The organism is Klebsiella sp. CN_Kp066 (assembly GCF_040065135.1).
GTDB classification, from domain to species: domain Bacteria; phylum Pseudomonadota; class Gammaproteobacteria; order Enterobacterales; family Enterobacteriaceae; genus Klebsiella; species Klebsiella oxytoca.
On record NZ_JBEAIU010000037.1, the window covers coordinates 58,308 to 80,712 of the forward strand.

General features: G+C 52.1%; 21 protein-coding genes and 1 pseudogene. 8 read left to right on the top strand and 14 right to left on the bottom strand.

Going from position 1 to position 22,405, the window contains the following annotated elements; translation table 11 throughout:
- Positions 1 to 83 precede the first annotated feature (83 nt).
- From ABLV75_RS14410 to hslJ, 3 genes are all read left to right on the top strand, one after another.
- Positions 84 to 584 (top strand): DedA family protein, encoded by a 501-nt coding sequence (locus tag ABLV75_RS14410; RefSeq protein WP_004101627.1) that lies wholly within the window; start codon positions 84 to 86, stop codon positions 582 to 584.
- Between the two features lie 146 nt (positions 585 to 730).
- Positions 731 to 1,720, top strand: a complete 990-nt coding sequence (locus ABLV75_RS14415; protein ID WP_004101625.1) for a 2-hydroxyacid dehydrogenase — start codon at positions 731 to 733, stop codon at positions 1,718 to 1,720.
- 125 nt (positions 1,721 to 1,845) lie between these two features.
- Entirely contained in the window at positions 1,846 to 2,286 is a 441-nt protein-coding gene (gene hslJ, locus ABLV75_RS14420; RefSeq protein WP_004101623.1) for a heat shock protein HslJ, read from the top strand.
- Here the strand turns inward: hslJ and ABLV75_RS14425 are convergent.
- From ABLV75_RS14425 to ABLV75_RS14455, 7 genes are all read right to left on the bottom strand, one after another.
- Positions 2,283 to 2,555 (bottom strand): DUF333 domain-containing protein, encoded by a 273-nt coding sequence (locus ABLV75_RS14425; RefSeq protein WP_004101621.1) that lies wholly within the window; start codon positions 2,553 to 2,555, stop codon positions 2,283 to 2,285. The genes hslJ and ABLV75_RS14425 overlap by 4 nt on opposite strands.
- Positions 2,556 to 2,882: 327 nt before the next feature.
- Positions 2,883 to 3,248 (bottom strand): hypothetical protein, encoded by a 366-nt coding sequence (locus ABLV75_RS14430; protein ID WP_004101619.1) that lies wholly within the window; start codon positions 3,246 to 3,248, stop codon positions 2,883 to 2,885.
- A 232-nt stretch (positions 3,249 to 3,480) separates the two neighbouring features.
- On the bottom strand, positions 3,481 to 4,023 hold the full coding sequence (locus ABLV75_RS14435) for a putative peptidoglycan-binding domain-containing protein (RefSeq protein ID WP_004101616.1): 543 nt from the start codon (positions 4,021 to 4,023) through the stop codon (positions 3,481 to 3,483).
- Between the two features lie 7 nt (positions 4,024 to 4,030).
- The gene (locus ABLV75_RS14440) at positions 4,031 to 4,303 is read right to left on the bottom strand and encodes a phage holin family protein (RefSeq protein WP_004101614.1); all 273 of its coding nucleotides are present in this window, start codon (positions 4,301 to 4,303) and stop codon (positions 4,031 to 4,033) included.
- Positions 4,293 to 4,685 (bottom strand): phage holin family protein, encoded by a 393-nt coding sequence (locus ABLV75_RS14445; protein WP_004101612.1) that lies wholly within the window; start codon positions 4,683 to 4,685, stop codon positions 4,293 to 4,295. The genes ABLV75_RS14440 and ABLV75_RS14445 overlap by 11 nt, the downstream gene beginning before the upstream one ends.
- A gap of 76 nt (positions 4,686 to 4,761) precedes the next feature.
- Positions 4,762 to 5,124: a hypothetical protein gene (locus ABLV75_RS14450; protein ID WP_004101611.1), complete on the bottom strand. Its 363-nt coding sequence runs from the start codon at positions 5,122 to 5,124 to the stop codon at positions 4,762 to 4,764.
- 461 nt (positions 5,125 to 5,585) lie between these two features.
- The gene (locus tag ABLV75_RS14455) at positions 5,586 to 6,287 is read right to left on the bottom strand and encodes a S24 family peptidase (protein WP_004101609.1); all 702 of its coding nucleotides are present in this window, start codon (positions 6,285 to 6,287) and stop codon (positions 5,586 to 5,588) included.
- A gap of 477 nt (positions 6,288 to 6,764) precedes the next feature.
- Here ABLV75_RS14455 and nifJ point away from each other — a divergent pair, with 477 nt between their 5' ends.
- The 5 genes from nifJ to ttcA all read left to right on the top strand — a co-directional run bounded on the left by nifJ (position 6,765) and on the right by ttcA (position 14,408).
- The gene (nifJ, locus tag ABLV75_RS14460) at positions 6,765 to 10,292 is read left to right on the top strand and encodes a pyruvate:ferredoxin (flavodoxin) oxidoreductase (RefSeq protein ID WP_004112595.1); all 3,528 of its coding nucleotides are present in this window, start codon (positions 6,765 to 6,767) and stop codon (positions 10,290 to 10,292) included.
- A gap of 354 nt (positions 10,293 to 10,646) precedes the next feature.
- Positions 10,647 to 11,753 (top strand): porin OmpC, encoded by a 1,107-nt coding sequence (gene ompC / locus ABLV75_RS14465; RefSeq protein WP_265815936.1) that lies wholly within the window; start codon positions 10,647 to 10,649, stop codon positions 11,751 to 11,753.
- 149 nt (positions 11,754 to 11,902) lie between these two features.
- Positions 11,903 to 12,115, top strand: a complete 213-nt coding sequence (locus tag ABLV75_RS14470) for a KTSC domain-containing protein (protein WP_004112591.1) — start codon at positions 11,903 to 11,905, stop codon at positions 12,113 to 12,115.
- Positions 12,116 to 12,197: 82 nt separating this feature from the next.
- Complete coding sequence (gene uspF, locus ABLV75_RS14475) at positions 12,198 to 12,632, top strand: universal stress protein UspF (RefSeq protein WP_004101601.1); 435 nt, start codon at positions 12,198 to 12,200, stop codon at positions 12,630 to 12,632.
- A gap of 840 nt (positions 12,633 to 13,472) precedes the next feature.
- Positions 13,473 to 14,408 carry a tRNA 2-thiocytidine(32) synthetase TtcA gene (gene ttcA, locus ABLV75_RS14480; protein WP_004101599.1) on the top strand — a complete coding sequence of 312 codons (936 nt, stop codon included), beginning with the start codon at positions 13,473 to 13,475 and terminating at the stop codon, positions 14,406 to 14,408.
- Positions 14,409 to 14,452: 44 nt separating this feature from the next.
- Here ttcA and dbpA read toward each other — a convergent pair whose 3' ends face one another.
- The 7 genes and pseudogenes from dbpA to ABLV75_RS14515 all read right to left on the bottom strand — a co-directional run bounded on the left by dbpA (position 14,453) and on the right by ABLV75_RS14515 (position 22,395).
- The gene (gene dbpA / locus ABLV75_RS14485) at positions 14,453 to 15,826 is read right to left on the bottom strand and encodes an ATP-dependent RNA helicase DbpA (RefSeq protein ID WP_196558089.1); all 1,374 of its coding nucleotides are present in this window, start codon (positions 15,824 to 15,826) and stop codon (positions 14,453 to 14,455) included.
- Positions 15,827 to 15,866: 40 nt separating this feature from the next.
- Positions 15,867 to 16,031, bottom strand: a pseudogene (locus tag ABLV75_RS14490) (hypothetical protein); the annotation flags it as partial.
- A 277-nt stretch (positions 16,032 to 16,308) separates the two neighbouring features.
- Positions 16,309 to 17,292 carry a zinc transporter ZntB gene (gene zntB, locus ABLV75_RS14495; protein WP_004101596.1) on the bottom strand — a complete coding sequence of 328 codons (984 nt, stop codon included), beginning with the start codon at positions 17,290 to 17,292 and terminating at the stop codon, positions 16,309 to 16,311.
- Positions 17,293 to 17,633: 341 nt separating this feature from the next.
- Positions 17,634 to 18,248, bottom strand: a complete 615-nt coding sequence (locus ABLV75_RS14500) for a helix-turn-helix transcriptional regulator (RefSeq protein ID WP_004112587.1) — start codon at positions 18,246 to 18,248, stop codon at positions 17,634 to 17,636.
- Positions 18,249 to 18,372: 124 nt separating this feature from the next.
- The gene (locus tag ABLV75_RS14505; protein ID WP_004112585.1) at positions 18,373 to 18,891 is read right to left on the bottom strand and encodes a fimbrial protein; all 519 of its coding nucleotides are present in this window, start codon (positions 18,889 to 18,891) and stop codon (positions 18,373 to 18,375) included.
- 8 nt (positions 18,892 to 18,899) lie between these two features.
- Entirely contained in the window at positions 18,900 to 19,967 is a 1,068-nt protein-coding gene (locus ABLV75_RS14510) for a fimbrial protein (protein WP_224227121.1), read from the bottom strand.
- A complete protein-coding gene (locus tag ABLV75_RS14515) occupies positions 19,864 to 22,395 on the bottom strand; it encodes a fimbria/pilus outer membrane usher protein (protein ID WP_023329610.1) in 2,532 nt (843 codons plus the stop codon). Before ABLV75_RS14515 ends, ABLV75_RS14510 begins: the two co-directional genes overlap by 104 nt.
- Positions 22,396 to 22,405: the final 10 nt, after the last annotated feature.

Here is a 22,405-nt window from a genome sequence, read left to right on the forward strand (position 1 = left end):
GATTCACCAGCAGACCATTTAGCCGGGGTTTAGTTTTCTCCTGCGACACTGGTCACCCACCGGGAACGTAAACGGATGCTGCTGTGGACTTAATTATCTCGCTGATGGCGTACGCTCAGGGCCACTATTCATTGGTATTACTGATGGTTTTCCTGCTGACGTTCACCAAATCCTGCGCCGTTATCTCGCTGCTGATTCCGGGAACTTCCGGTCTGCTGCTGTTCGGCACCCTGGCTTCGGCCAGCGCCGGGCATTTCTTGTTAATGTGGATGAGCGCCAGCTTCGGCGCAATCGGCGGATTCTGGCTGTCATGGCTAACCGGCCGTCATTACCAGCATCATCTGTATCGTATTCGCTGGCTTAACGCCGAGCGTCTCGCGCGCGGCCAGCTGTTCCTGCGCCGCCACGGCGCATGGGCGGTTTTTTTTGGCCGCTTTCTTTCCCCCCTGCGCGCCACCGTGCCGCTGGTAACCGGCGCCAGCGGGACGTCCTTCCGCCGTTTCCAGCTGGCCAACGTCAGTTCCGGCTTGCTGTGGCCGTTAATCCTGCTGGCGCCAGGCGCTTTAAGCCTCAATTTTTGGTGAAACGTATTGTCTTTTAAAGAGATTTCTTAACTCAGCGATATGCTCTAGAATTATTACTATAGCCTGGCAATTAAACTATTTTTTAATAATTGTAAGATTATTTTAATTATGCTACCGTGACGGTATTATCACTGGAGAAAAGTCTTATGAAAATCGCTGTGTACAGTACGAAACAGTACGACAAGAAGTATCTGCAGCATGTCAATGATGCATACGGCTTTGAACTGGAATTTTTTGACTTCCTGCTCACCGAAAAGACCGCCAAAACCGCCAACGGCTGTGAAGCGGTATGCATTTTCGTTAACGATGACGGTAGCCGCCCGGTACTTGAAGAACTGAAAGCCCACGGCGTGAAGTACATCGCGCTGCGCTGCGCCGGGTTCAACAACGTTGACCTCGACGCCGCGAAAGAGCTGGGCCTGCGGGTAGTACGCGTCCCGGCCTACTCGCCGGAAGCGGTCGCTGAGCACGCAATCGGCATGATGATGTCGCTGAACCGCCGCATTCATCGCGCCTATCAGCGCACTCGCGATGCTAACTTCTCCCTTGAGGGGCTGACCGGCTTCACTATGCACGGTAAAACCGCCGGCGTTATCGGCACCGGTAAGATTGGCGTTGCCGCGCTGCGCATCCTTAAAGGTTTCGGTATGCGCCTGCTGGCGTTTGATCCCTATCCAAGCGCCGCCGCGCTGGATATGGGCGTGGAGTATGTCGATCTGGAAACGCTATACCGGGAGTCCGATGTTATCTCCCTGCACTGCCCGCTGACCGATGAGAACTATCATTTGCTGAACCATGCCGCGTTCGATCGGATGAAAGATGGGGTGATGATCATAAACACCAGTCGCGGCGCGCTTATCGATTCGCAGGCAGCGATCGATGCCCTGAAGCACCAGAAAATTGGCGCGCTGGGGATGGACGTGTATGAGAACGAACGCGATCTGTTCTTTGAAGATAAGTCTAACGACGTTATTCAGGACGATGTCTTCCGCCGTCTTTCCGCCTGCCACAACGTTCTGTTTACCGGTCACCAGGCGTTTTTGACCGCAGAGGCGTTGATCAGTATCTCGCAGACCACCCTCGACAACCTGCGTCAGGTGGATGCTGACGAAACCTGCCCTAACGCACTGGTCTGATTTTCCTTGCCCTTTTGTGCTCCCCTTCCGCGGGGGGCACATTCAGATAATCCCCACAGATATCCCCTGCGATAAAGTTACAATCCCCTTCATTTATTGATGTGATAAATATTTATGGAGATTAAATGAACAAGATTGCTGCGCTGCTGGCGGCGGGAATGTTGCTATCGGGCTGCGTTTATAACAGCAAAGTGTCGACCAGAGCGGAACAGCTTCAGCACCACCGTTTTGTGCTGACCAGCGTCAACGGTCAACCGCTGAAAGCCGCCGATAAGCCGCTGGAGCTGAGCTTTGGCGAAAAGATGCCAATAACAGGCAATATGTACGTTTCAGGCAATATGTGCAACCGCTTTAGCGGCACGGGTAAAGTCTCTGACGGCGAGCTGAAGGTTGAAGAGCTGGCGATGACCCGCATGCTCTGCACGGACTCGCAGCTGAGCGCGCTGGACGCCACGCTGAGCAAAATGCTGCGCGACGGTGCGCAGGTCGACCTGACGGAAACGCAGCTGACGCTGGCAACCGCCGACCAGACGCTGGTGTATAAGCTCGCCGACCTGATGAATTAATAGTTACCGCAGCTTCCGCCTGCCAGCGCCTGCTCGCTGCATCGCTTGCCGTTCGGTAATGCGCACATGCCGATAGCGGAGCCATCAAGCTGGCGGGCTACGGATAACGAGCCGCCGACCATGGCGCAGTTCGCCTGCCCGCTGCTGCTCATCGCGGCACGCATCCCTGGCGACACGTGCGCCGCCGTTGCCTGCTGAACAGGTTCATCATTGCTACTACACGCCGACAGTAGCAGCGCAGCACATCCCACTAAAAACGCAGCTCGCATCTTCTCTCCCCTCAGATACATCTTAAAATGAACAAGCTCAAGAATAATAGGCAGCTCAGCGCGCCGCGTCGAGAGGCGAAGTACGTATTTATGCGTTGTGTTAACATTTTTTAGCAATTTTTTCGCGATAGCAGTTTGTCTGCATGAACGCATTAATCTCTCAGTGTGGGTGTGACACATCGTCATGATACGATTGGGTCGTTGCACGTAAAGATATCATTCTTTATTCTGCAAACATATCTTCTACAGCGGAGCTGTTTTCTCTTCCTGTCATTCAATAAAAATGCCCGGCTAAGGGCTATGCCGATTTAGCCGGGCGTAGGGTCATTAATTTGGCACAACTCCAGAATAGAATGTTCCAGCCAGATATTGCGTATTGGTTACCGCATAGGCTTGTGTCATCACGCTTGAATCGACATCATCAAACGGATGACGGAAATAGGCATCGTGCTCTGATTTTGCTTTATCAAAAAACATCACACGCCCGGAAAAATAAAGAACACCATCATCAAGATTGCGAAAAACCATCTGAAAGACCGGCGTAATATTGACGCGATCGGCACTTTCATTAGAGGGGTCCCAAAGGTTAATGAAGTTCCCTGCCACACGGACATATTTCCCTTCAACAACCTCACCATTTTTTGCTCTGTAGATAGCCTGCAAAGTTGCCCACGGCAGTGCTATGAATTGCATATTTTCATCCTTAATAAAATTTAGTAATCTGGTTTTCTTGATAGATTAATCATCGACAGATTAACCTTGGGTTATATCATAACGTTGCGATACATTATCGGCTCATCTGCTATTAAAAAAATGAAATTAGCATGGCATACCCTCCATTTGCTGTAGTATAAACTTTGTGCTTTAAGGTAATTCCTGTAAAAGGGGATATTCTGCTTTGGATTAGCAGATTTTTTATTGCCGGTCAACTCATTACTCGAACCCTGAGCCAACCATAGATAAAGGATTCATTAGCATCGTTTCTTTCAGCCAACTCCAGATAATATTGCCCTTGACTACAGTTTAATGCTCGTAATAGTACCGTCTCACCTTCACTGCCTCTGCGAATAAGATACTGGCTTAAGGCGTTAATCGTTCTGGGGCCGATAGCACCATCGACCATGAGGTCCGGATACAGCACTCCGCGATGATTAAAGGCATTTAGCCATCGCTGAAGCCACTTACCCGGCAGAATGGTGCCCATATTGACCCCGGCATCACACAGTTTTTCAGCAAGCGGGGTAGATATCTCAGCAACATGGTCGAACCGGGGCGCAATCCAGTAGTCCGCGTTGAGAATATCCAGCGCCTGCTGGCGCGGCAGTTTTTGCATAGGTCCATCATAACCATGCGCGCGGGCAGTGGCCTGAGTAATCCCCCAATTTGTTGGGCCACCTCGATCGTCCGGATGATTTACATAGCCGCCCTCCTTATCCAAAATGGCGTTAAAAATCTCATCTTTATTCATACATCCCTCATTTATCGATTAAATGCGCGATATTCCCCCTGACGAGGAATACGGTAATAAGTATAAAAAAATTGACGCTGACGACTAACCAATGGGTCGATTCATACAGGCCAAAAAGATAGCGAAACGGTATGCTGGCATAGGTAAGTACCAGTAAATATGCCGTGTATGATATCCATGGCCGATGTCTTCGGTAGCACGCGCGGCGATAAAACATCAAGTTCAGAGTGATCAAAGCGCAGACAATTGCGTTAATCAGCGCCGGCAGTTCATTTTCCATTTGGCCGTTCACTATTGTTGCGGGTGAGTATTTTGTACAATTCGGTGAGATCTTGATTATTCAGAAATGTGAGTATCTTAATAATCAGCGCGGATAGCAGTACGGCGCCTAACGCGTCTAAAGACCGTTCACTGTATCCGGTCCAGATTGCCAGCTTCGTACCAATTAACCCGGCGCCCAATACGCCGACAATAAAGGAAGTCATAAAATAGGCAGCCAGTCTGAAACGTGAAATATTTACTGCGGTCGCCACATAAAACACGGCGCCAGCAAATGCGCCGAACACAACGCCATAATCAATACCTGCGATCAGGCCAAATAGACTCGCTGCCATTAATCCTCCAGTAACAATTGCCGACGTACCGGAAACAGGATCGGACATTCACCCTCCCTTCTTTCACTGACATTCCTGATGGTCATAACGAATGGCGAAGGAAAGCAGCATCATGCTAATGCTTTTACTTTGCCGTAATCTTTTTTCTTTTTTGCAAACCCAGCGCATAGATGGCCCTGTGACAGAGCCAGGTCCCAGGTTGCGCATAGTGGTGTGAAAATTCTTGCTGATAAACAATGGTGGCACGCGCAATTTGCCGTTTATATTCCTCAAGCTGCCAAAAAATATCCTGGGCAACAAAGTTAATGGGCAATGCGTCCTCGATACGCGCTGGCGTATGGTGCTTTCCCTTAGCCTGAATCTGAGCGCGAGAAGGCGTAGGCCGGTGGAGGCGTTCTGAACTGAGGGCTTGTGGATTTTGTAAGTGCGAGCGCTGCGCACGGCGACGACCGGCAGCGGAACCATGAAACGCGGTTTTACGGGACATTGCGGTCTCCTTAATGAGCTTTGACGGTGCGTCGGCGATGAATCCTCTCCCGCTGGCTTCACCCCAAAGCGCATTGCGTTATGGTGCTGGCTTTTCAGCCACGTAGATTCATTTTCGAATCGTTGTATTTCACCGACGATAACGCGATGTGTTTCAAGTCGATGAAGAAAGAATACCTCAGGGTTAATTAAAAATAAATACCTGCAGGTATATTTTATGATGCGATTAGAATAACCCTCTGAAAATATTCAAAATTTAGTTACAAGGCAGGGTTTCGGCGGGTGGGAAACGATGCAGGCGGGCGATGCGCCAGATTGCCAACATAAAAAGGGCTGCTGGACATGATTTCTCGCATCCAGCGCAGGTAAACCCGGTGCTTAAAAAGCCTGCCGGGAAATTTTACCTGCTGGACTTGATACTTAAGGCTGGAACGGGAGGAGCGTTTGAACGCTAGTAAAGCGTTAAACAAACCGTTTAACGCTATGGCTGTAGATCACGCGGCCAATAATTTTCAGATACTGTTCATGGCTTTCGCCGATCGTCCAGTCGGCATATTTGCGGTTATCTGAATGCACAAGCAGGCCATCCGCCGTGAATTGAAGACGCTTCACCAACACCGCCCCTTTGAACGAAAAGACATAGATACCGTCACCTTCAAAGTAATCTTTTGAGACATCAACAAAGATGTAATCACCGGTCTCGATGGTGCCGGACATGCTATCGCCGGAAACCGTAATCACCTTGATATGCTCTGCGGGCCGGTTACCAAAAAGCCTCAGCGCGCCGGCAGTGTCATAGGTGATACTGTTGACCGTTTCATCAACCTCGCTTGAGACAATACATCCTGGTCCCGCGCTGGCCTGAGCGTCCAGAACCTCAATGACGTACTGCATCTGAGGTGTGTCTTCCACCGGTTCTCGTTCGATATCAATACTTCCGCTAATGCCGTCCATCCAGCCGCGGGGCAAATTGAAAGAAGATTCAATAAGATCGACCATCTCGTCAGCTATCCTTTTCTTTTGTTTCTTGCCTTCCGGGTAGAGCATCCTGGAAACGTAAGAAGGCTCCCGCCCAAGGGTTCGGGCTACATCAACAGCTTTACCGCCGCATAAATTATCACGGATATAGATCAAGCGCTGACGTCTGATTTCGTATTTATCCATCGTAATCTGTCTAACACCAGTTACCAGCAGGTATCTAAAATATAGCAAAGTGCCATTAAATTACCTATAGGTAATGTACGCGAAATTATCGTTCTCAACGCTTTGCTCCCCCCACCGTCAACACTGCTACTTATGGAAAAATGGTGCCTGTGATTTTGGTGTAGGCTGTCGTTTATAAGCAAACAACGCTGTAATAAGTTGAATTAATTTATCTAAATTATGGATTTTATCGCTACCGGAGATCAAAAAAGCCTGTTGCTCAGGGGTCTATACTTAAACACGGTATCGCAAACCCTACGCCCTGCGCGAACTGAAGCGGGTCGCGTTTTGAGCGCGCTCAGGCTGATCAGAGATGCATTTTTAGCCAGCGACAGGATCGCGCCGATAGCGGTTTTAAAGCAGAGATAAGCGAGTGCCCAGGTTGCATCACTGGGCATAAAAAGTTTTTTTCAAATATTTAGCAATGTGAGTATTGATATGATCACTATTGACGGTAATGGCGCGGTTGCTTCAGTCGCGTTTCGCACCAGTGAAGTTATCGCCATCTACCCGATCACGCCCAGCTCCACAATGGCGGAGCAGGCGGATGCCTGGGCTGGCAACGGGCTGAAAAACGTCTGGGGCGATGTCCCCCGCGTCGTCGAGATGCAGTCGGAGGCCGGGGCGATCGGCGCCGTACACGGTGCGCTGCAGACCGGTGCGCTCTCAACCTCTTTTACTTCATCGCAGGGTTTACTGCTGATGATCCCGACGCTGTACAAACTGGCGGGCCAGCTGATGCCGTTTGTGCTGCACGTCGCCGCCCGTACCGTGGCCACCCACGCGCTCTCTATCTTCGGCGATCACTCCGACGTGATGGCCGTACGTCAGACAGGCTGCGCGATGCTCTGCGCCAGCAGCGTTCAGGAAGCTCAGGATTTTGCGCTGATTTCACATATCGCCACGCTGCAAAGTCGCGTGCCATTCATTCATTTCTTTGATGGCTTCCGTACCTCGCACGAAATCAACAAAATCGCTCCACTGGCAGACGATACCATTCGTAGCCTGCTGCCGCAGGAAAGAATTGATGAACATCGCCAGCGCGCCCTGAACCCGGAACATCCGGTTATCCGCGGCACCTCAGCTAATCCGGATACGTATTTCCAGTCACGTGAAGCGACGAATCCGTGGTACAACGCGGTCTATGAGTGTGTCGAAACGGCAATGGATGATTTTGCCGCCGCCACCGGACGTCAGTACAAACCCTTTGAGTTTTACGGTCATCCGCAGGCTGAGCGCGTAATCGTCATTATGGGCTCCGCCATCGGTACCTGTGAAGAAGTGGTCGATGAGCTGCTGAGCCGCGGTGAAAAAGTCGGCGTGCTAAAAGTTCGTCTTTACCGCCCCTTCTCTGCCGCGCACCTGCTTGAAGCCTTACCGCCGAGCACCCAAGCCGTGGCGGTGCTGGACCGCACCAAAGAACCGGGGTCCCAGGCCGAGCCGCTCTATCTCGACGTCATGACCGCCCTGGCCGAAGCCTTTAACCGCGGCGAGCGAGAAACCCTGCCGCGCACCATTGGCGGACGCTATGGCCTCTCTTCAAAAGAGTTCGGTCCGGAGTGTGTCCTGGCCATCTTCAAGGAGCTGAGCGCCGCTAAACCCAAGCCGCGCTTTACCGTCGGCATCTACGATGACGTCACTAATCTTTCCCTGCCGCTGGTCGAAAATACGCTCCCCTCGGAAGCGAAACTGGAAGCCCTCTTCTACGGGCTCGGCAGCGACGGTAGCGTCTCGGCTACGAAAAACAATATCAAGATTATCGGTAACTCTACGCCGTGGTTCTCGCAGGGCTATTTCGTCTATGACTCGAAAAAGGCCGGCGGGCTGACGGTTTCACATCTGCGCGTCAGCGAGAAGCCGATTCGTTCTTCTTATCTGATTTCGCAGGCCGACTTTGTCGGCTGTCACCAGCTGCAGTTTATCGATAAATATCAGATGGCGGAACGTCTGAAGCCCGGCGGTATTTTCCTGCTTAATACGCCCTACAGCGCCGATGAAGTCTGGTCCCGTTTGCCACAAGAAGTCCAGGCCACCCTCAATCAGAAAAAAGCGCGTTTTTATATCGTCAACGCGGCAAAAATCGCCCGTGAATGCAGCCTGGGGGCGCGTATCAACACCGTTATGCAGATGGCCTTTTTCCACCTGACGCGGATCCTGCCGGGCGATAACGCGCTGGCGGAGCTACAGGGGGCCATTGCCAAAAGCTACAGCAGCAAAGGCCAGGAGCTGGTGGAGCGTAACTGGCAGGCGCTGGCGATGGCCCGCGAGTCGCTCGCGGAAGTGCCGCTACGGCCGGTTGACGGCAACAGCCCGAATCGCCCACCGGTCGTCTCCGACGCCGCGCCGGATTTCGTAAAAACCGTCACCGCCGCGATGCTGGCCGGGCTCGGCGATGCGCTACCGGTATCCGCTCTGCCGCCGGATGGTACCTGGCCAATGGGCACTACCCGCTGGGAAAAACGCAACATCGCCGAAGAGATCCCGATTTGGAAGGAAGAGCTTTGCACCCAGTGTAACCACTGCGTGGCCGCCTGCCCGCACTCGGCAATCCGTGCGAAAGTGGTCTCCCCGGAGGCAATGGAAAATGCGCCGGACAGCCTGCATTCCCTTGATGTCAAATCCCGCGATATGCGCGGTCAGAAATACGTTCTGCAAGTCGCACCTGAAGATTGTACCGGCTGTAATCTCTGCGTCGAAGTTTGTCCGGCAAAAGACAGGCAGAACCCGGAAATCAAGGCCATCAATATGATGTCGCGCCTTGAGCATGTTGAAGAAGAGAAAGTGAATTATGACTACTTCCTCAACCTGCCGGAAATGGACCGCAGCAAGCTGGAACGTATCGATATCCGCACCTCACAGCTGATCAGCCCGCTGTTTGAATACTCCGGCGCCTGCTCCGGCTGCGGCGAAACGCCATATATCAAACTGCTGACTCAGCTCTACGGCGATCGAATGCTGATTGCCAACGCCACCGGCTGTTCATCGATTTACGGCGGCAACCTCCCTTCCACGCCCTACACCACCGATGCCAATGGTCGCGGGCCGGCCTGGGCCAACTCGCTGTTTGAGGATAACGCCGAATTTGGGCTTGGCTTCCGACTTACCGTCGATCAGCATCGGCAGCGCGTCATGCGTCTGTTGGCGCAGTTCGCCGATAAACTTCCGCCCGAGCTTAACGATGCGCTGCACGCAGAAGCAACGCCTGAGGTGCGCCGCGAGCAGATAGCCGAGCTGCGCAAGGTACTGGCAAATGAAGAAGGCGCGAAGGAGCTGTTAACCGATGCCGACGCGCTGGTGGAAAAATCGATCTGGCTGATTGGCGGCGACGGCTGGGCCTATGATATTGGCTTCGGTGGTCTCGACCACGTGCTGAGTCTGACCGAAAACGTTAATATTCTGGTGCTCGATACCCAGTGCTACTCCAATACCGGCGGTCAGGCATCGAAGGCTACGCCGCTGGGAGCCGTCACGAAGTTTGGCGAGCACGGCAAGCGCAAGGCGCGTAAAGATCTCGGCGTGAGCATGATGATGTACGGTCATGTTTATGTGGCGCAGATTTCGCTTGGCGCCCAGCTGAATCAGACGGTAAAAGCCATTCAGGAAGCGGAAGCTTACCCGGGTCCGTCGCTGATTATCGCCTACAGCCCTTGCGAAGAGCACGGTTACGATTTGGCGCTGAGCCACGATCAGATGCGTCAGCTGACCGCCACCGGTTTCTGGCCGCTGTATCGCTTTGACCCGCGTCGTGCCGATGAGGGCAAACTCCCGCTGGCGCTGGACTCCCGTCCGCCGTCAGATGCGCTGGCTGAGACGCTATTGAACGAGCAGCGCTTCCGTCGCCTGAACGCTCAACAGCCGGAAGTCGCGGAACAACTGTGGAAGGATGCAACGGCAGACCTGCAAAAACGCTACGACTTCCTCGCGCAGCTGGCCGGTAAGGCAGAAAAACCGACTACCGAAAGCTAATCTACTGACGTTTTTTTCAGCCCATAAAAAAAGCCCGAATATGAATTCGGGCTTGTCATTTTACCGATCAATAAAACCATTCTCAGGAACGGGCGGCAACATAAAAATTTGGATGACAATAAAAGGCATATAACGGGTGGATAATACGGCATTAATACCGATATGTATAATTTTTATTTTATATGCATTACACGAATTCATTCATTATAATTATCATCATTTCATTCGAATTATTTATTTTAGATTTTACTTATATCGTAACAATTGATATTTACCAGATCTCAATCTGCTCCTTTAGCATGAGTTTACTTCCCTGGAGGAAGCAAAAACAAAAACAGTTAAAGGATTGTCTAAATGAAAAGAAAAGTACTGGCCCTCGTTATCCCGGCATTATTAGCTGCTGGCGCTGCACACTCCGCTGAGATTTATAATAAAGACGGAAATAAACTGGACCTCTATGGCAAGGTGGACGGTCTGCATTATTTCTCTGACGATGCATCAAAAGATGGCGATCAGTCATACGTCCGTCTTGGCTTCAAAGGCGAAACTCAGATTAACGATCAGCTGACCGGCTACGGTCAGTGGGAATATAACGTCCAGGCGAACAACACCGAAGGCGCGGACAACCAGTCCTGGACCCGTCTGGCGTTCGCAGGCCTCAAGTTCGCTGATTACGGTTCATTCGATTATGGCCGTAACTACGGCGTGCTGTACGACGTAGAAGGCTGGACCGATATGCTGCCAGAATTCGGCGGCGACTCTTATACCCAGGCGGATAACTTTATGACCGGCCGCGCCAACGGCGTAGCAACCTACCGCAATACCGACTTCTTCGGTCTGGTTAATGGCCTGAACTTTGCCCTGCAGTACCAGGGTAAAAACGAAAATGCCGGCAGCGGAGAAGGCACCAACAATGGCGATCGCAGCGTACGTAACGCTAACGGCGATGGTTTTGGTCTATCCACTTCTTATGATTTCGGTATGGGTATCAGCGCCGCTGCCGCCTACACCTCCTCTGACCGTACCAACGATCAGATGACCCAGACCACCGCGCAGGGCGATAAAGCGGAAGCCTGGGCCACCGGCCTGAAATATGACGCCAATAACATCTATCTGGCGACCATGTATTCCGAAACCCGCAATATGACGCCTTACGGCAACGGTAACGGCGTAGCCAACAAAACTCAGAACTTTGAAGTGACTGCTCAGTATCAGTTCGACTTCGGCCTGCGCCCGGCGGTCTCTTTCCTGATGTCTAAAGGCAAAGATCTGACCAATACCGATGGCGACAAAGATCTGGTGAAATATGCTGACATTGGCGCGACTTATTACTTCAACCGCAATATGTCTACCTATGTCGATTACAAAATCAACCTGCTTGACGAAGACGACAGCTTCTATTCCAACAACGGCATCTCTACCGATGACGTGGTTGCTTTAGGCCTGGTTTACCAGTTCTAATCTATGGGCCCGCTGGCAACGGCGGGCTCTCTTCCCTTGCCTCTGAAGCTGCATTCAAAGCAAAACAATATATCAATTGCTTTAAAATAATCGTCCGATGAATGATATATTACTGACAGGAACTGCCGTAGCCGTAGAGGACGCCTGCCATGCACCATCATTGCGTAAAATCATCCCGCATTCACTCCATCGCCTATGATGAATCCTCTGGCATTCTTGAAATCCGTTTCCGCGATAACCAAACGCTACAGTATCTCGGCGTCCCGCCACGCATTTTTCGCGATTTTCTCCAGGTTGTTTCTAAGGGCCGTTTTTACGACGGTGTGATTAAAGGCAAATTTACCGAACGCCGCCGCGCCTGATAGCGAAAGTGTGATTGGGTTCAATATACAATATTCGTCCGGATGGCCTACACTTTAAGTGGTTACTTAAACAGGAGGTTATATGAACAGAATGATTCTTGTGCCCATCGATATTTCCGATACAGAATTAACTGACCGTGTTATCAAGCACGTTGAGGCTGAAGCCAGAATCGATGATGCCGAGGTGCATTTCCTGACCGTCATTCCCTCCCTTCCCTATTACGCTTCGCTGGGAATGGCCTATACTGCAGAGCTGCCGGCGATGGACGACCTCAAAGCCGAATCGGAGTCGCGGCTGAAAGAGATTGTGAAAAAATTTACTATTCCGGAAGACCGTGTCCATTTACACGTTTCCGAGGGTTCGCCGAAAGATAAAATTCTCGCTATGGCGAAATCCCTTCCCGCCGATCTGGTGATCATTTCTTCGCACCGTCCCGATATCACCACCTATCTGCTGGGTTCTAACGCCGCCGCCGTTGTCCGCCATGCGGAATGCTCGGTACTAGTCGTACGATAAACCTATCCTGCCCGCCGCCGTGCGGGCTTTTATTTGCTCGCCTGACAGTAGATTCCCTGTGCTCCCCCTTTGCTAATTCCGACCATTCACATAACAACAATGCCTGCTAAGCGCAATCGGCTAGCAGCTCGCTAAAGCCAGAGTATCCACGGATTACTCCTATTTGCTGCGCCGGCAGAGGAGTATCTATGGCATCTCCTTAAAATATTCACATTTTTATATTGGAATTGGGTCTCGCCAGTTCAGGAGTTATTATGAAAAAAATTATGTTAGTCGTGTTTGTGTTCTGCGGAGCGTTGTCTCTGTCCGGATGTATTTTGCCTCCAGGTGGACCCGGTGGTGGACCGGGCGGGGGGCATTTCCACGGGCCGGGTCAGCGTTGATCGGTCAACACACTTAGTTACTCTTCCATAAAAGCCACCCGAAGATCGCTTTCGCGGTGGCCATAGAATATTTATCTGTTGCCTATCATTTCACCATTATTCCTTTTAGCAACGGCTGTTATCTCAATAAAAGGCAATTTTGCCTGTGGCAACAATGTTGTACTTGCATCCGTATAGTCAGGGTAGGGCTAAAATGGAAAGCTGCCGCAAAACGCGCTGGTATTCGTCGTCGGAATCCGTACCATACGCGACATACTTTTGCCTGCCGGCTGCGGTAAGCCGGAGCTAACCCATTGCTAACCAGATGGGGCATGAAAACGTAAAAAATGGTGTTCAACGTCGACAATACAGGGATGGAAGAAATCAACGGCGATAGGCTTTAAATGCCTGACGCCAGACTTGCACCGTAATGTTAACTTTGCCCCTTACATGCCTTTTGTTTCAGAGAACGTTTATAATGCTTGATAATCAGCAAGTTACAAAGAAAGAAAAATACAATATCGACAAATTGCAGAAGCGCTTGCGCCGTAACGTCGGCGAGGCTATCGCTGATTTTAATATGATTGAAGAAGGTGACCGCATCATGGTTTGCCTCTCCGGCGGTAAAGACAGCTACACCATGCTGGAGATTTTGCGCAATCTGCAAAAAAGCGCGCCGATATCCTTCTCACTGGTGGCGGTGAACCTCGACCAAAAACAGCCGGGCTTCCCGGAACATATCCTGCCGGAATACCTTGAGCAGTTGGGCGTTGAATATAAGATTGTTGAAGAAAATACCTACGGCATCGTTAAAGAAAAAATTCCGGAAGGCAAAACCACCTGCTCTCTCTGTTCGCGCCTGCGCCGCGGCATTCTTTACCGCACCGCGACTGAGCTGGGCGCCACCAAAATCGCCCTTGGCCACCACCGCGACGACATCCTGCAGACTCTGTTTCTGAATATGTTCTATGGCGGTAAGATGAAAGGGATGCCGCCGAAGCTGATGAGCGACGACGGTAAACATATCGTTATTCGCCCGCTGGCCTATTGCCGGGAAAAAGATATTGAACGTTTCTCTCAGGCGAAAGGTTTCCCGATTATTCCGTGCAACCTGTGCGGTTCACAGCCGAACCTACAGCGTCAGGTGATTGCCGATATGCTGCGCGATTGGGACAAACGCTATCCCGGACGCATCGAAACCATGTTTAGCGCGATGCAGAACGTGGTGCCTTCTCATCTCAGCGACGTTAATCTGTTCGACTTCAAAGGCATTCATCACGGCTCTGCGGTCGTTGACGGCGGCGACCTGGCGTTCGATCGCGAAGAGCTCCCGACGCAGCCGGCCGGCTGGCAACCGGAAGAAGATGATGCGCAGCTGGACGCTCTGCGTCTGAACGTGGTGGAAGTGAAATAATCCTCCTGCGTCTCAGGCAATCGCCTGAGACGCCGCTGCCGGGTCTATTTCAGCAAACGTACCCGGCAGGCCTTGCCTTTAATTTTGCCGTTTTGAAGCTGCCTGAATGCCTTATGCGCTACGCTCTGACGTACGGCAACGTAGACATGCGCCGGATGAACGGCGATCTTTCCGATGTCAGCACCATCAAGACCGATATCACCGGTCAACGCTCCCAGCACATCGCCCGGACGCATTTTAGCCTTTTTACCGCCATCAATGCACAGCGTGGCCATCTCTGCCTGCAGTGGCGTGATCGAGCTATTCATCGGCCCGTCCATCCAGTTGAGCTTCATTTGCAGCATTTCGGCAAGAACGTTCGCACGCTGCGCCTCTTCCGGCGCGCAGAGGCTAATCGCCAGACCGCTTTCACCGGCGCGAGCGGTACGGCCAATGCGATGCACGTGTACCTCCGGGTCCCAGGCCAGCTCATAGTTCACCACCAGTTCGAGCGATTTTATATCCAGGCCGCGGGCAGCGACATCGGTCGCCACCAGCACGCGCGCGCTCCCGTTGGCAAAACGCACCAGCGTCTGGTCGCGGTCGCGCTGTTCAAGATCGCCATGCAGCGATAGCGCGCTCTGCCCGGCGGCGTTGAGCGAATCGCAAACGGCCTGGCAATCCTTTTTGGTATTACAGAACACCACGCAGGAGGCGGGCTGATGCTGGCTTAGTAGCTTTTGCAGCAGCGCGATTTTGCCCTTTTGCGAAGTTTCAAAAAACTGCTGTTCGATAGCCGGTAGCGCATCAACGGCATCAATTTCAATAGTCTGCGGATTATTCTGCACGCGGCCGCTGATTGCCGCTATCGCTTCCGGCCAGGTGGCGGAAAACAGCAGCGTCTGGCGCGACGCCGGCGCAAAGCGGATCACGTCATCAATGACATCGCTAAAACCCATATCCAGCATGCGATCCGCTTCGTCCATCACCAGCGTTTGCAGAGCGTCCAGCGACACGGTGCCCTTCTGCAGGTGATCGAGCAAGCGTCCCGGCGTGGCGACGATAATATGCGGCGCGTGCTGCAGCGAGTCGCGCTGAGCGCCAAAAGGCTGGCCGCCGCAGAGGGTTAATATTTTGATATTCGCCAGGAAACGCGCCAGGCGACGCAGTTCACCGGCCACCTGATCCGCCAGCTCGCGGGTCGGACACAGCACCAGAGACTGAGTCTGGAACAGCGAGGCGTCAACGTGCTGGAGTAGCCCGAGGCCGAATGCCGCCGTTTTACCGCTGCCGGTTTTTGCCTGCACGCGGACATCTTTGCCCGCAAGAATCGCGGGTAAAGCCGCTGCCTGAACCGGGGTCATCGAAAGATACCCCAGTTCATTCAGATTAGTGAGCTGGGCGGCGGGCAAAACATTCAGAGTTGAAAAAGCGGTCACAATAATTTCTCGCATTACATTGAGGGGCGGACAATCTGCTGGCGCGTATCCTCGCAGATCTCCGCTCCCGATGCGACAATTTAATCGGCTCATCGTCAGGCGGCGGATCGGGCAACGGGCGCGGACGTGGCTTGGGATCGTGGACCGGCACAGGATCGTTGGGTTCCGGCGGTATGGGTATTGAGTTCAGCGGTTGATAACGCATATTGACTCCCGGTGATGGACGGGTACACCAATTAAGCGTAGAAGCTGGGAAACAGAGCGCAAAAAAAAGCCGACTCATTAAAGTCGGCGTCGTACGAATCAATTGTGCTATGCAGTAATTCAAAAAAGGAAGTAAGACAATATGGAGCGCAACGCCCATCGCTTGACGTTGCATTCACCTGCGAGAGAGATATTGCCCTGAATGGGTAGATGGTTTATTGATTTCGCTCAAACATTGCCGGGTTTTCATCATCGCCATCGCGACAAAAGACGATTCTTTACAACCATTTACTACGATGCAACCACCATGTAACACCCCCAATGAGAACGACTAACATTATGCAGAAAATAGAAAAACCCATATGCCAGCTATTGCCGGGAATGCCGCCGAGGTTAACCCCGAACAGCCCGGTTAAAAAGGTACTGGGCAGAAAAACCATCGCCATGAGCGACATCGTGTAGGTTCTTCGCGATAACGACTCCTGCATAATCTGCGCGATCTCATCGCTCATAATCGCCGTTCTGGCGATGCAGCTATCAATTTCATCCAGACCGCGGCCAAGACGCTCAGCAATATCCTGCATCCGCCGCCGATGGTCATCGGTCATCCACGGCAGCCGCTCGCTGGCCAGCCTTGCATAGACATCACGCTGCGGCGCCATATAACGGCGCATGACGATAAGCTGTTTACGCAACAGCGCCAGAAAGCCGCGCGGCGGCACCTGCTGATCGAGTAAATCATCTTCCAGATCGATAATCCGGTCATGGAGCTGCTCAATAAATTCGCTGGCGTGATCGGTCAGCGCATCGCAGACTTCCACCAGCCAGCCGCCGCCGTCAACCGGCCCGTTGCCCTCACGCAAATCGCCGAGCACATCGTCCAGCGCCAGCACTTTGCGCTGCCGGGTAGAAACAATTAACCGCTCGTCCATATAAAGACGCATCGCAACCAATTGGTCCGGGCGCTCATCGGTGCTGCCGTTAATACAGCGCAGCGTAATTAATGCCCCATCGCCAATCCTCGTCACTCTGGGACGAGTGCTCTCCCCACCCAGCGCATCGCGTACGTTATTAGGCAGCAGCGGCGTCGATGCCAGCCATTCCGCGCTATCTACATGGGTATAATTGAGATGCAGCCAACAAGGATGCTCTTTATCAATGGTATCGCTGTCGACCAGCGGCTTTACGCCGCCCTGCCCGTCGAACACCCATGCAAAAACGGCATCCGGCACGTTCAGTTCCGATCCTTTTATGGCGTCCACTGGACCTCCGTTAACTCATGCACATTTTCGTAGTCTAGCCTTACGCGACGGTTACGCAAGAGTTAATAAGCCCATCCTGCTGAATTCACTGGCGAAAAGTGGGGACGCAAAAACGAAGAATCCGCCGGCGGCGGGTCGTGGATAAACTTTGCGATACAGCGGCTAACCTGCACGATCCTCCGTCGCCAGAACGTATGCCGGCGGCAAGACAGGTTAACGGGAGTCGTTCATTTTTTCTCTTCGGCGTATTGACGCGCGTTATCATGCAAATGGGTACACATGCTTTTATCCTCCATTGTTACAAGCAGAATAAACATAGATGAGAAATAGCTTTTTGCAAGTTAGTCATTATGGCCCGCTGAGCTTCTGCGCAAATAATTTAACAACAGCACGAGGTCGACATCATGGCGTAACTTGAATTTTGACATGATGATGCGCTTATGGGAGAAAACCGTTTTTTCGCTCAGCGCCAGCTTGCCGGCAATCTCTCTGACCGAAAGCCCCGCCAGTAGTGCTGCGGCCACTTTTTCCTGCTGTCTTGAGAGCTTGCGATGACGACAATCATGACAGCGAATATCGGATTGATTCATCGAGGGAGTCGCCTCCTGCATCCGGGCCCGCTTAATTTGCGCAATTATCCGGTAAATTTTCTCATCCTGCTGAATAAATATCATCTCCTTCAGGCATGAGGGCAAGATCCCTCCGCGCCAGCGGAACTGCTTACCTACCAGGCCAATAAGGATGCCTCCCCGGCGATGCTGTAACTCGGGATGACAAATGTACTCCTCCCCGCGGCATAAACTCAGCACCATAATATCGGTTGCGGTATCTTTCCCCTTATATATTTTATTCACTGCCGACGAGCTAAACATAGCCGCAGGGAATAAACTCTCCAGCAGAGCGTTAAAACCTAATTTAAAAAAATTATTATCATTTTTATAAATGACATTCAGCATGGTCACGATAGCCCCTGGATACCCGGTGATAGTATATCAAGCATCAGCCAGACGATAGTCGCCAGCGAAATTACGGCGATCGCCGATTTACAAAATAGCGTACAGAAAAGCATGGTACTTCCTTTTATTGCCAGGTAAAGGTCACGGTGACAACTGCATTAATCGTACCGGGCGTAACACCACCTCGCGGGCTGAATGCCCGCGCGCGCAGGCGGTAGCGATATTGATTATTCACAATCGTCCCGCTTACCGTTTTATCCTTACCTAAAGGCTGCCCTTCTGCCGTTTGTAGCTGTATGGCAATATTGCCTGCGCTACCGCTATTCTGATAAAGATCGTCCGGGCCAGCGTTATCAGCATTACCGGAAAACTGCATCGTGGCCGTTGTCGTTCCCGCGGGACAGCGTTCAATATTAAAATCAAAGGGTACCCACTCTGTCGCGGAGCCAGGCGTATAGAGAGAAGACGCCCGGATACCCTGCGAATCGGTCAAGGAAATTGTTCTTGCAACACTATCGCTGCTGATCTGGCAGGGGGCGGCAACTATTTTACCCTTGATATTCAACGAAACCACATCGCCGGCCAGTAGCGGAGCGGAAAACAATACCAGAACCAGACATAAATCATGTAATTTGGCGATCATTGCCTCTCCTATTGATAAGTCATATCCAGAGTTGCGGTCGCGTTAGCTTCGCCGGCTTTAACCACCGGCTTGGTCTGATAATAACGAGCCGTAATCGGCAAACTTTCCAGGCCGCCCGAGGATTGCTTTAGCATCAGGCGATTATTCAGCTGCACTGGCGCATTGTTATAAAGCAGCTGAACGCCAACGCCATCCGCAACGGTCTCGCTGCCCTGGCCGGTTAACGCCAGCACGCTGCGGTCGCCGCTGGCGTCCGGATTCTGCGTCCCCTGGAGTTGTATATGGATATTTGCTCCGGCGTTGCAATTAAGTCCTAAATTCTGCGTGTCCGTGTGCGGAGGCGAAAAACCCGCAGCAGACCCAAACTCGGCCGCGCTTACGCTGCCGAGATCAAAACTCAATACCTGGCTCGAAATAGAGCAGCTAAGCACATTTACCTGTGAACTGGCGTCCAGGGAGATTTTGGTAAAATAATTGCCAGGAGAACCAAACCATGCCTGAGCAATTAACCCTGGCATTAATTGTCCGGAGATGATATTTCCGGTTTTCACCAGCGACACCGTATAATATCCCAGGTAAAAAATGTAGTTTGCGGTTACCGGAGGTAAGTTAAAATCTCCGGGCATGCCATTTACTTTGATCCCTACCCCTTCAAGGTTGGTTTGATAAACGCCGCTGACTGGCGATTCAATACCCGACAAATACACCATGGAATAATTTCCGGGGCAAGACTCTCCATTATCCGAAGTAATGGCAGCTTGCGCGTAGCCCGGGGAGACGGTAGAAGCGATAGTCGCCCCTACCGGGATATCGCGTTGAACATTCACCGTACCAAAACCAACGGTATTGATCTGCGCCAGTAATACTTCACAGGTCACCGCGGAACAGCAGCCAGCGGTTAAACTCAACATTAAAATAATGAGAGATATAAACTTTCTCATAGAAGTACTCTTGTGTTTGAAAAAATAACGCTTAGCGACAGGTAAACTGCGCCATGCTAATTCCGCTAATGCTATTATCTGCAGCCAGAGAATAATCCACCTGGCAGCGCTGCGAATTTTTCTGGCCCCAGGCAACGTCTAAGGTTCCCTGCGGCGGCATGCCGGTTAAATAGACCTGACCTGCCTCATCGACGATAGCGCTGCGCCCTTCATTACCCATCAGATTAACCAGCGCGCCAAATGGCACCGGCTGTTGATTATTCTGTTTTAGCGTTAACAGCGCCCGCAAACCCACATTAGCAATATAATCGGCGCGGACCACCGCTCCCCGCGTCGGAATAACCGTTTTATTGGTAATCGCCAAATCGACATTCTCCGGTAGGGTTGTCGTATTCAGGCCAATATCGTTTTTACGATAGGGAGACACATTATTCGTTACGGTATAGCCGCGAAAATCGGTCTTCGCGCCATTCTGATTATTAATGTCGACGCCGGAGGCGCCAGGAGCTTTTACCAGCACATTCGTTTCACCCAACGGTTGCGAGAACGTGATGCCGTCGGCATGCGCCAGAACCCCGCCCGCCAGGCCATAGCTCAGCCGCTCGCTATTTCTGTCATAACTGTAGCCGCTCGTCAGTTCACCATAGGTGCCTCGATAATCTGCATTCGCGCTGCCGCTGTATCCGTCGCCTCCGGAACCATACCCCTGCTGAACGCTCCAGTTCAGCGAATTGCCTTCCAGGGCAATGCCGTTTATTCCGACGGAATGGGTCGCACCGCCGCTCTTGCTGCTATTCAGGGCATAATTTGCCCAGGTATTGCTGGCCAGACGCGGCAACGGAACGCTGATATTCAGTGAAATAAGCTGTTCGGCGCTCCCTGTACTGCGGTTTTGTCCACCCGATGCTCCGCCATTTTGACTTCGCGTCCAGTTAATGCCGTAGCTAATCCCTTGCCAGGCGTTGTTATAACCGGCGCTCAGCGATGAGGCTGAGCGACTGGCATGCCAGTAATCTTCACGGATCGCACTCATCATTAATGACCCTGCGCGCTCACCCAGCCCCTGACTCAGCGTCATCTCCATTCTGTTGCGCCGATGTTGGTTCACCGTGCCGGGATTCCCCCACGAGTCCAGCGTTTCCTGCATAGCGTAGTAACCGCCGGTTGAGTAGCGATATCCCGCAATAGCGAAATTGGTGCCGGTGGCGAGCATATTTTTGCTGTAGCGTATGCGCCACGATTGTCCGGCCTGTTTCTTCTCCCCCTGAGGATGCGACCATGCCTGCGTCACATCGCTGGAGAGCGCGCCGATATCGCCGAGGTTTCTTCCTAAGCCGCCGGCAATTGACTGATATTTGGCTGATTCCTGAAAGCCGCCATATAGCGTGAACCCACCGCCTGCCCCTAAAATACCCGTCATCTGGCCGAAGGGAGTTTTATCGACGCGGCGGTCCCAGGAGCGGTACTGGCCGGCCGTTAGGGCATATTTTAATCGTCCTTCGCGTTGCAGAATCGGTAACGAAGCATAGGGAACAATAAAATTTTGCTCGCTGCCATCGGCTTCTTTAATGATCACGTTCAGATCCCCGGAACCGCCGGTGGGATACATATCATTAATTTCAAATGCGCCGGGAGCTACGTAGTCCTGGTATATAACATAACCATTCTGGCGAATAACGATCTGCGCATGCGATCTTGCTATCCCGCGAACCACCGGGGCATAGCCGCGCATCGACTCCGGCAGCATGTCATCATCAGACGCAAGCTGGCCGCCGCGAAAAGGCATACTATCGAAAATATCCGCTGGCGCCGTACTGTCGCCCAGCGTCAGCTGAGCTTTTAACGCAATAATATTGCGCTGCGCGTAGCTGTAAATCGTCTCCCACTTCTCTTCCCCCTGGCTATCACGATTCCAGGTGGAGTAGTGACGCAGCCGCCACGGTCCCAAATTTATGCCCGGACGCAGGTTGGCATATTGACTGCTGCTCTTTTCGTCCTGATGGCGCCCCCAATCGTTGGCTCCGCTAAGCATATAGTTCAGCATGACAGCGTTAATACCTTCGTCCCAACGTTCCGGGGGGACATAACCTCGTGCTACCGGTGAAAGCGCAGCTTGCGGAATACTTAATCGCAATTTTTGCGTGCTAAACAGAAATTCGGACGTTGCCTGCGGGATAGCGGAGAGATCCGCACATTTCCCGGTGCCGGATAAGGCGGCAAATTGCGCCGTTTTCACCCCATAGCTCTGTAGCAGGTCCACCGTCAGGCAAGGTTTTAGTTCTGGCACTCCGCCCTGGCGCTCAACGGCATAAAAGACGATATCCCGCGCATCAACCACCTTGTCATTTATAATCACATCGACATGATAAGTACCCGGTGCCTGAGCGCCGTTTTCAAAAGCTGAAAGGTCGGCCCCTTTCATTTCGGGGTTATCAATTTCAAGCAGCGCCGGGTTAAAAAAATCACGGCCCTGCGCGTCATTTCCCATAACGGAGAATAACAGCGTGACGCCAACCACCAGGTATGCTGGATAATGCTCCGGCTTTCGCTTTTGTGCTTTCATAAGCATTCAC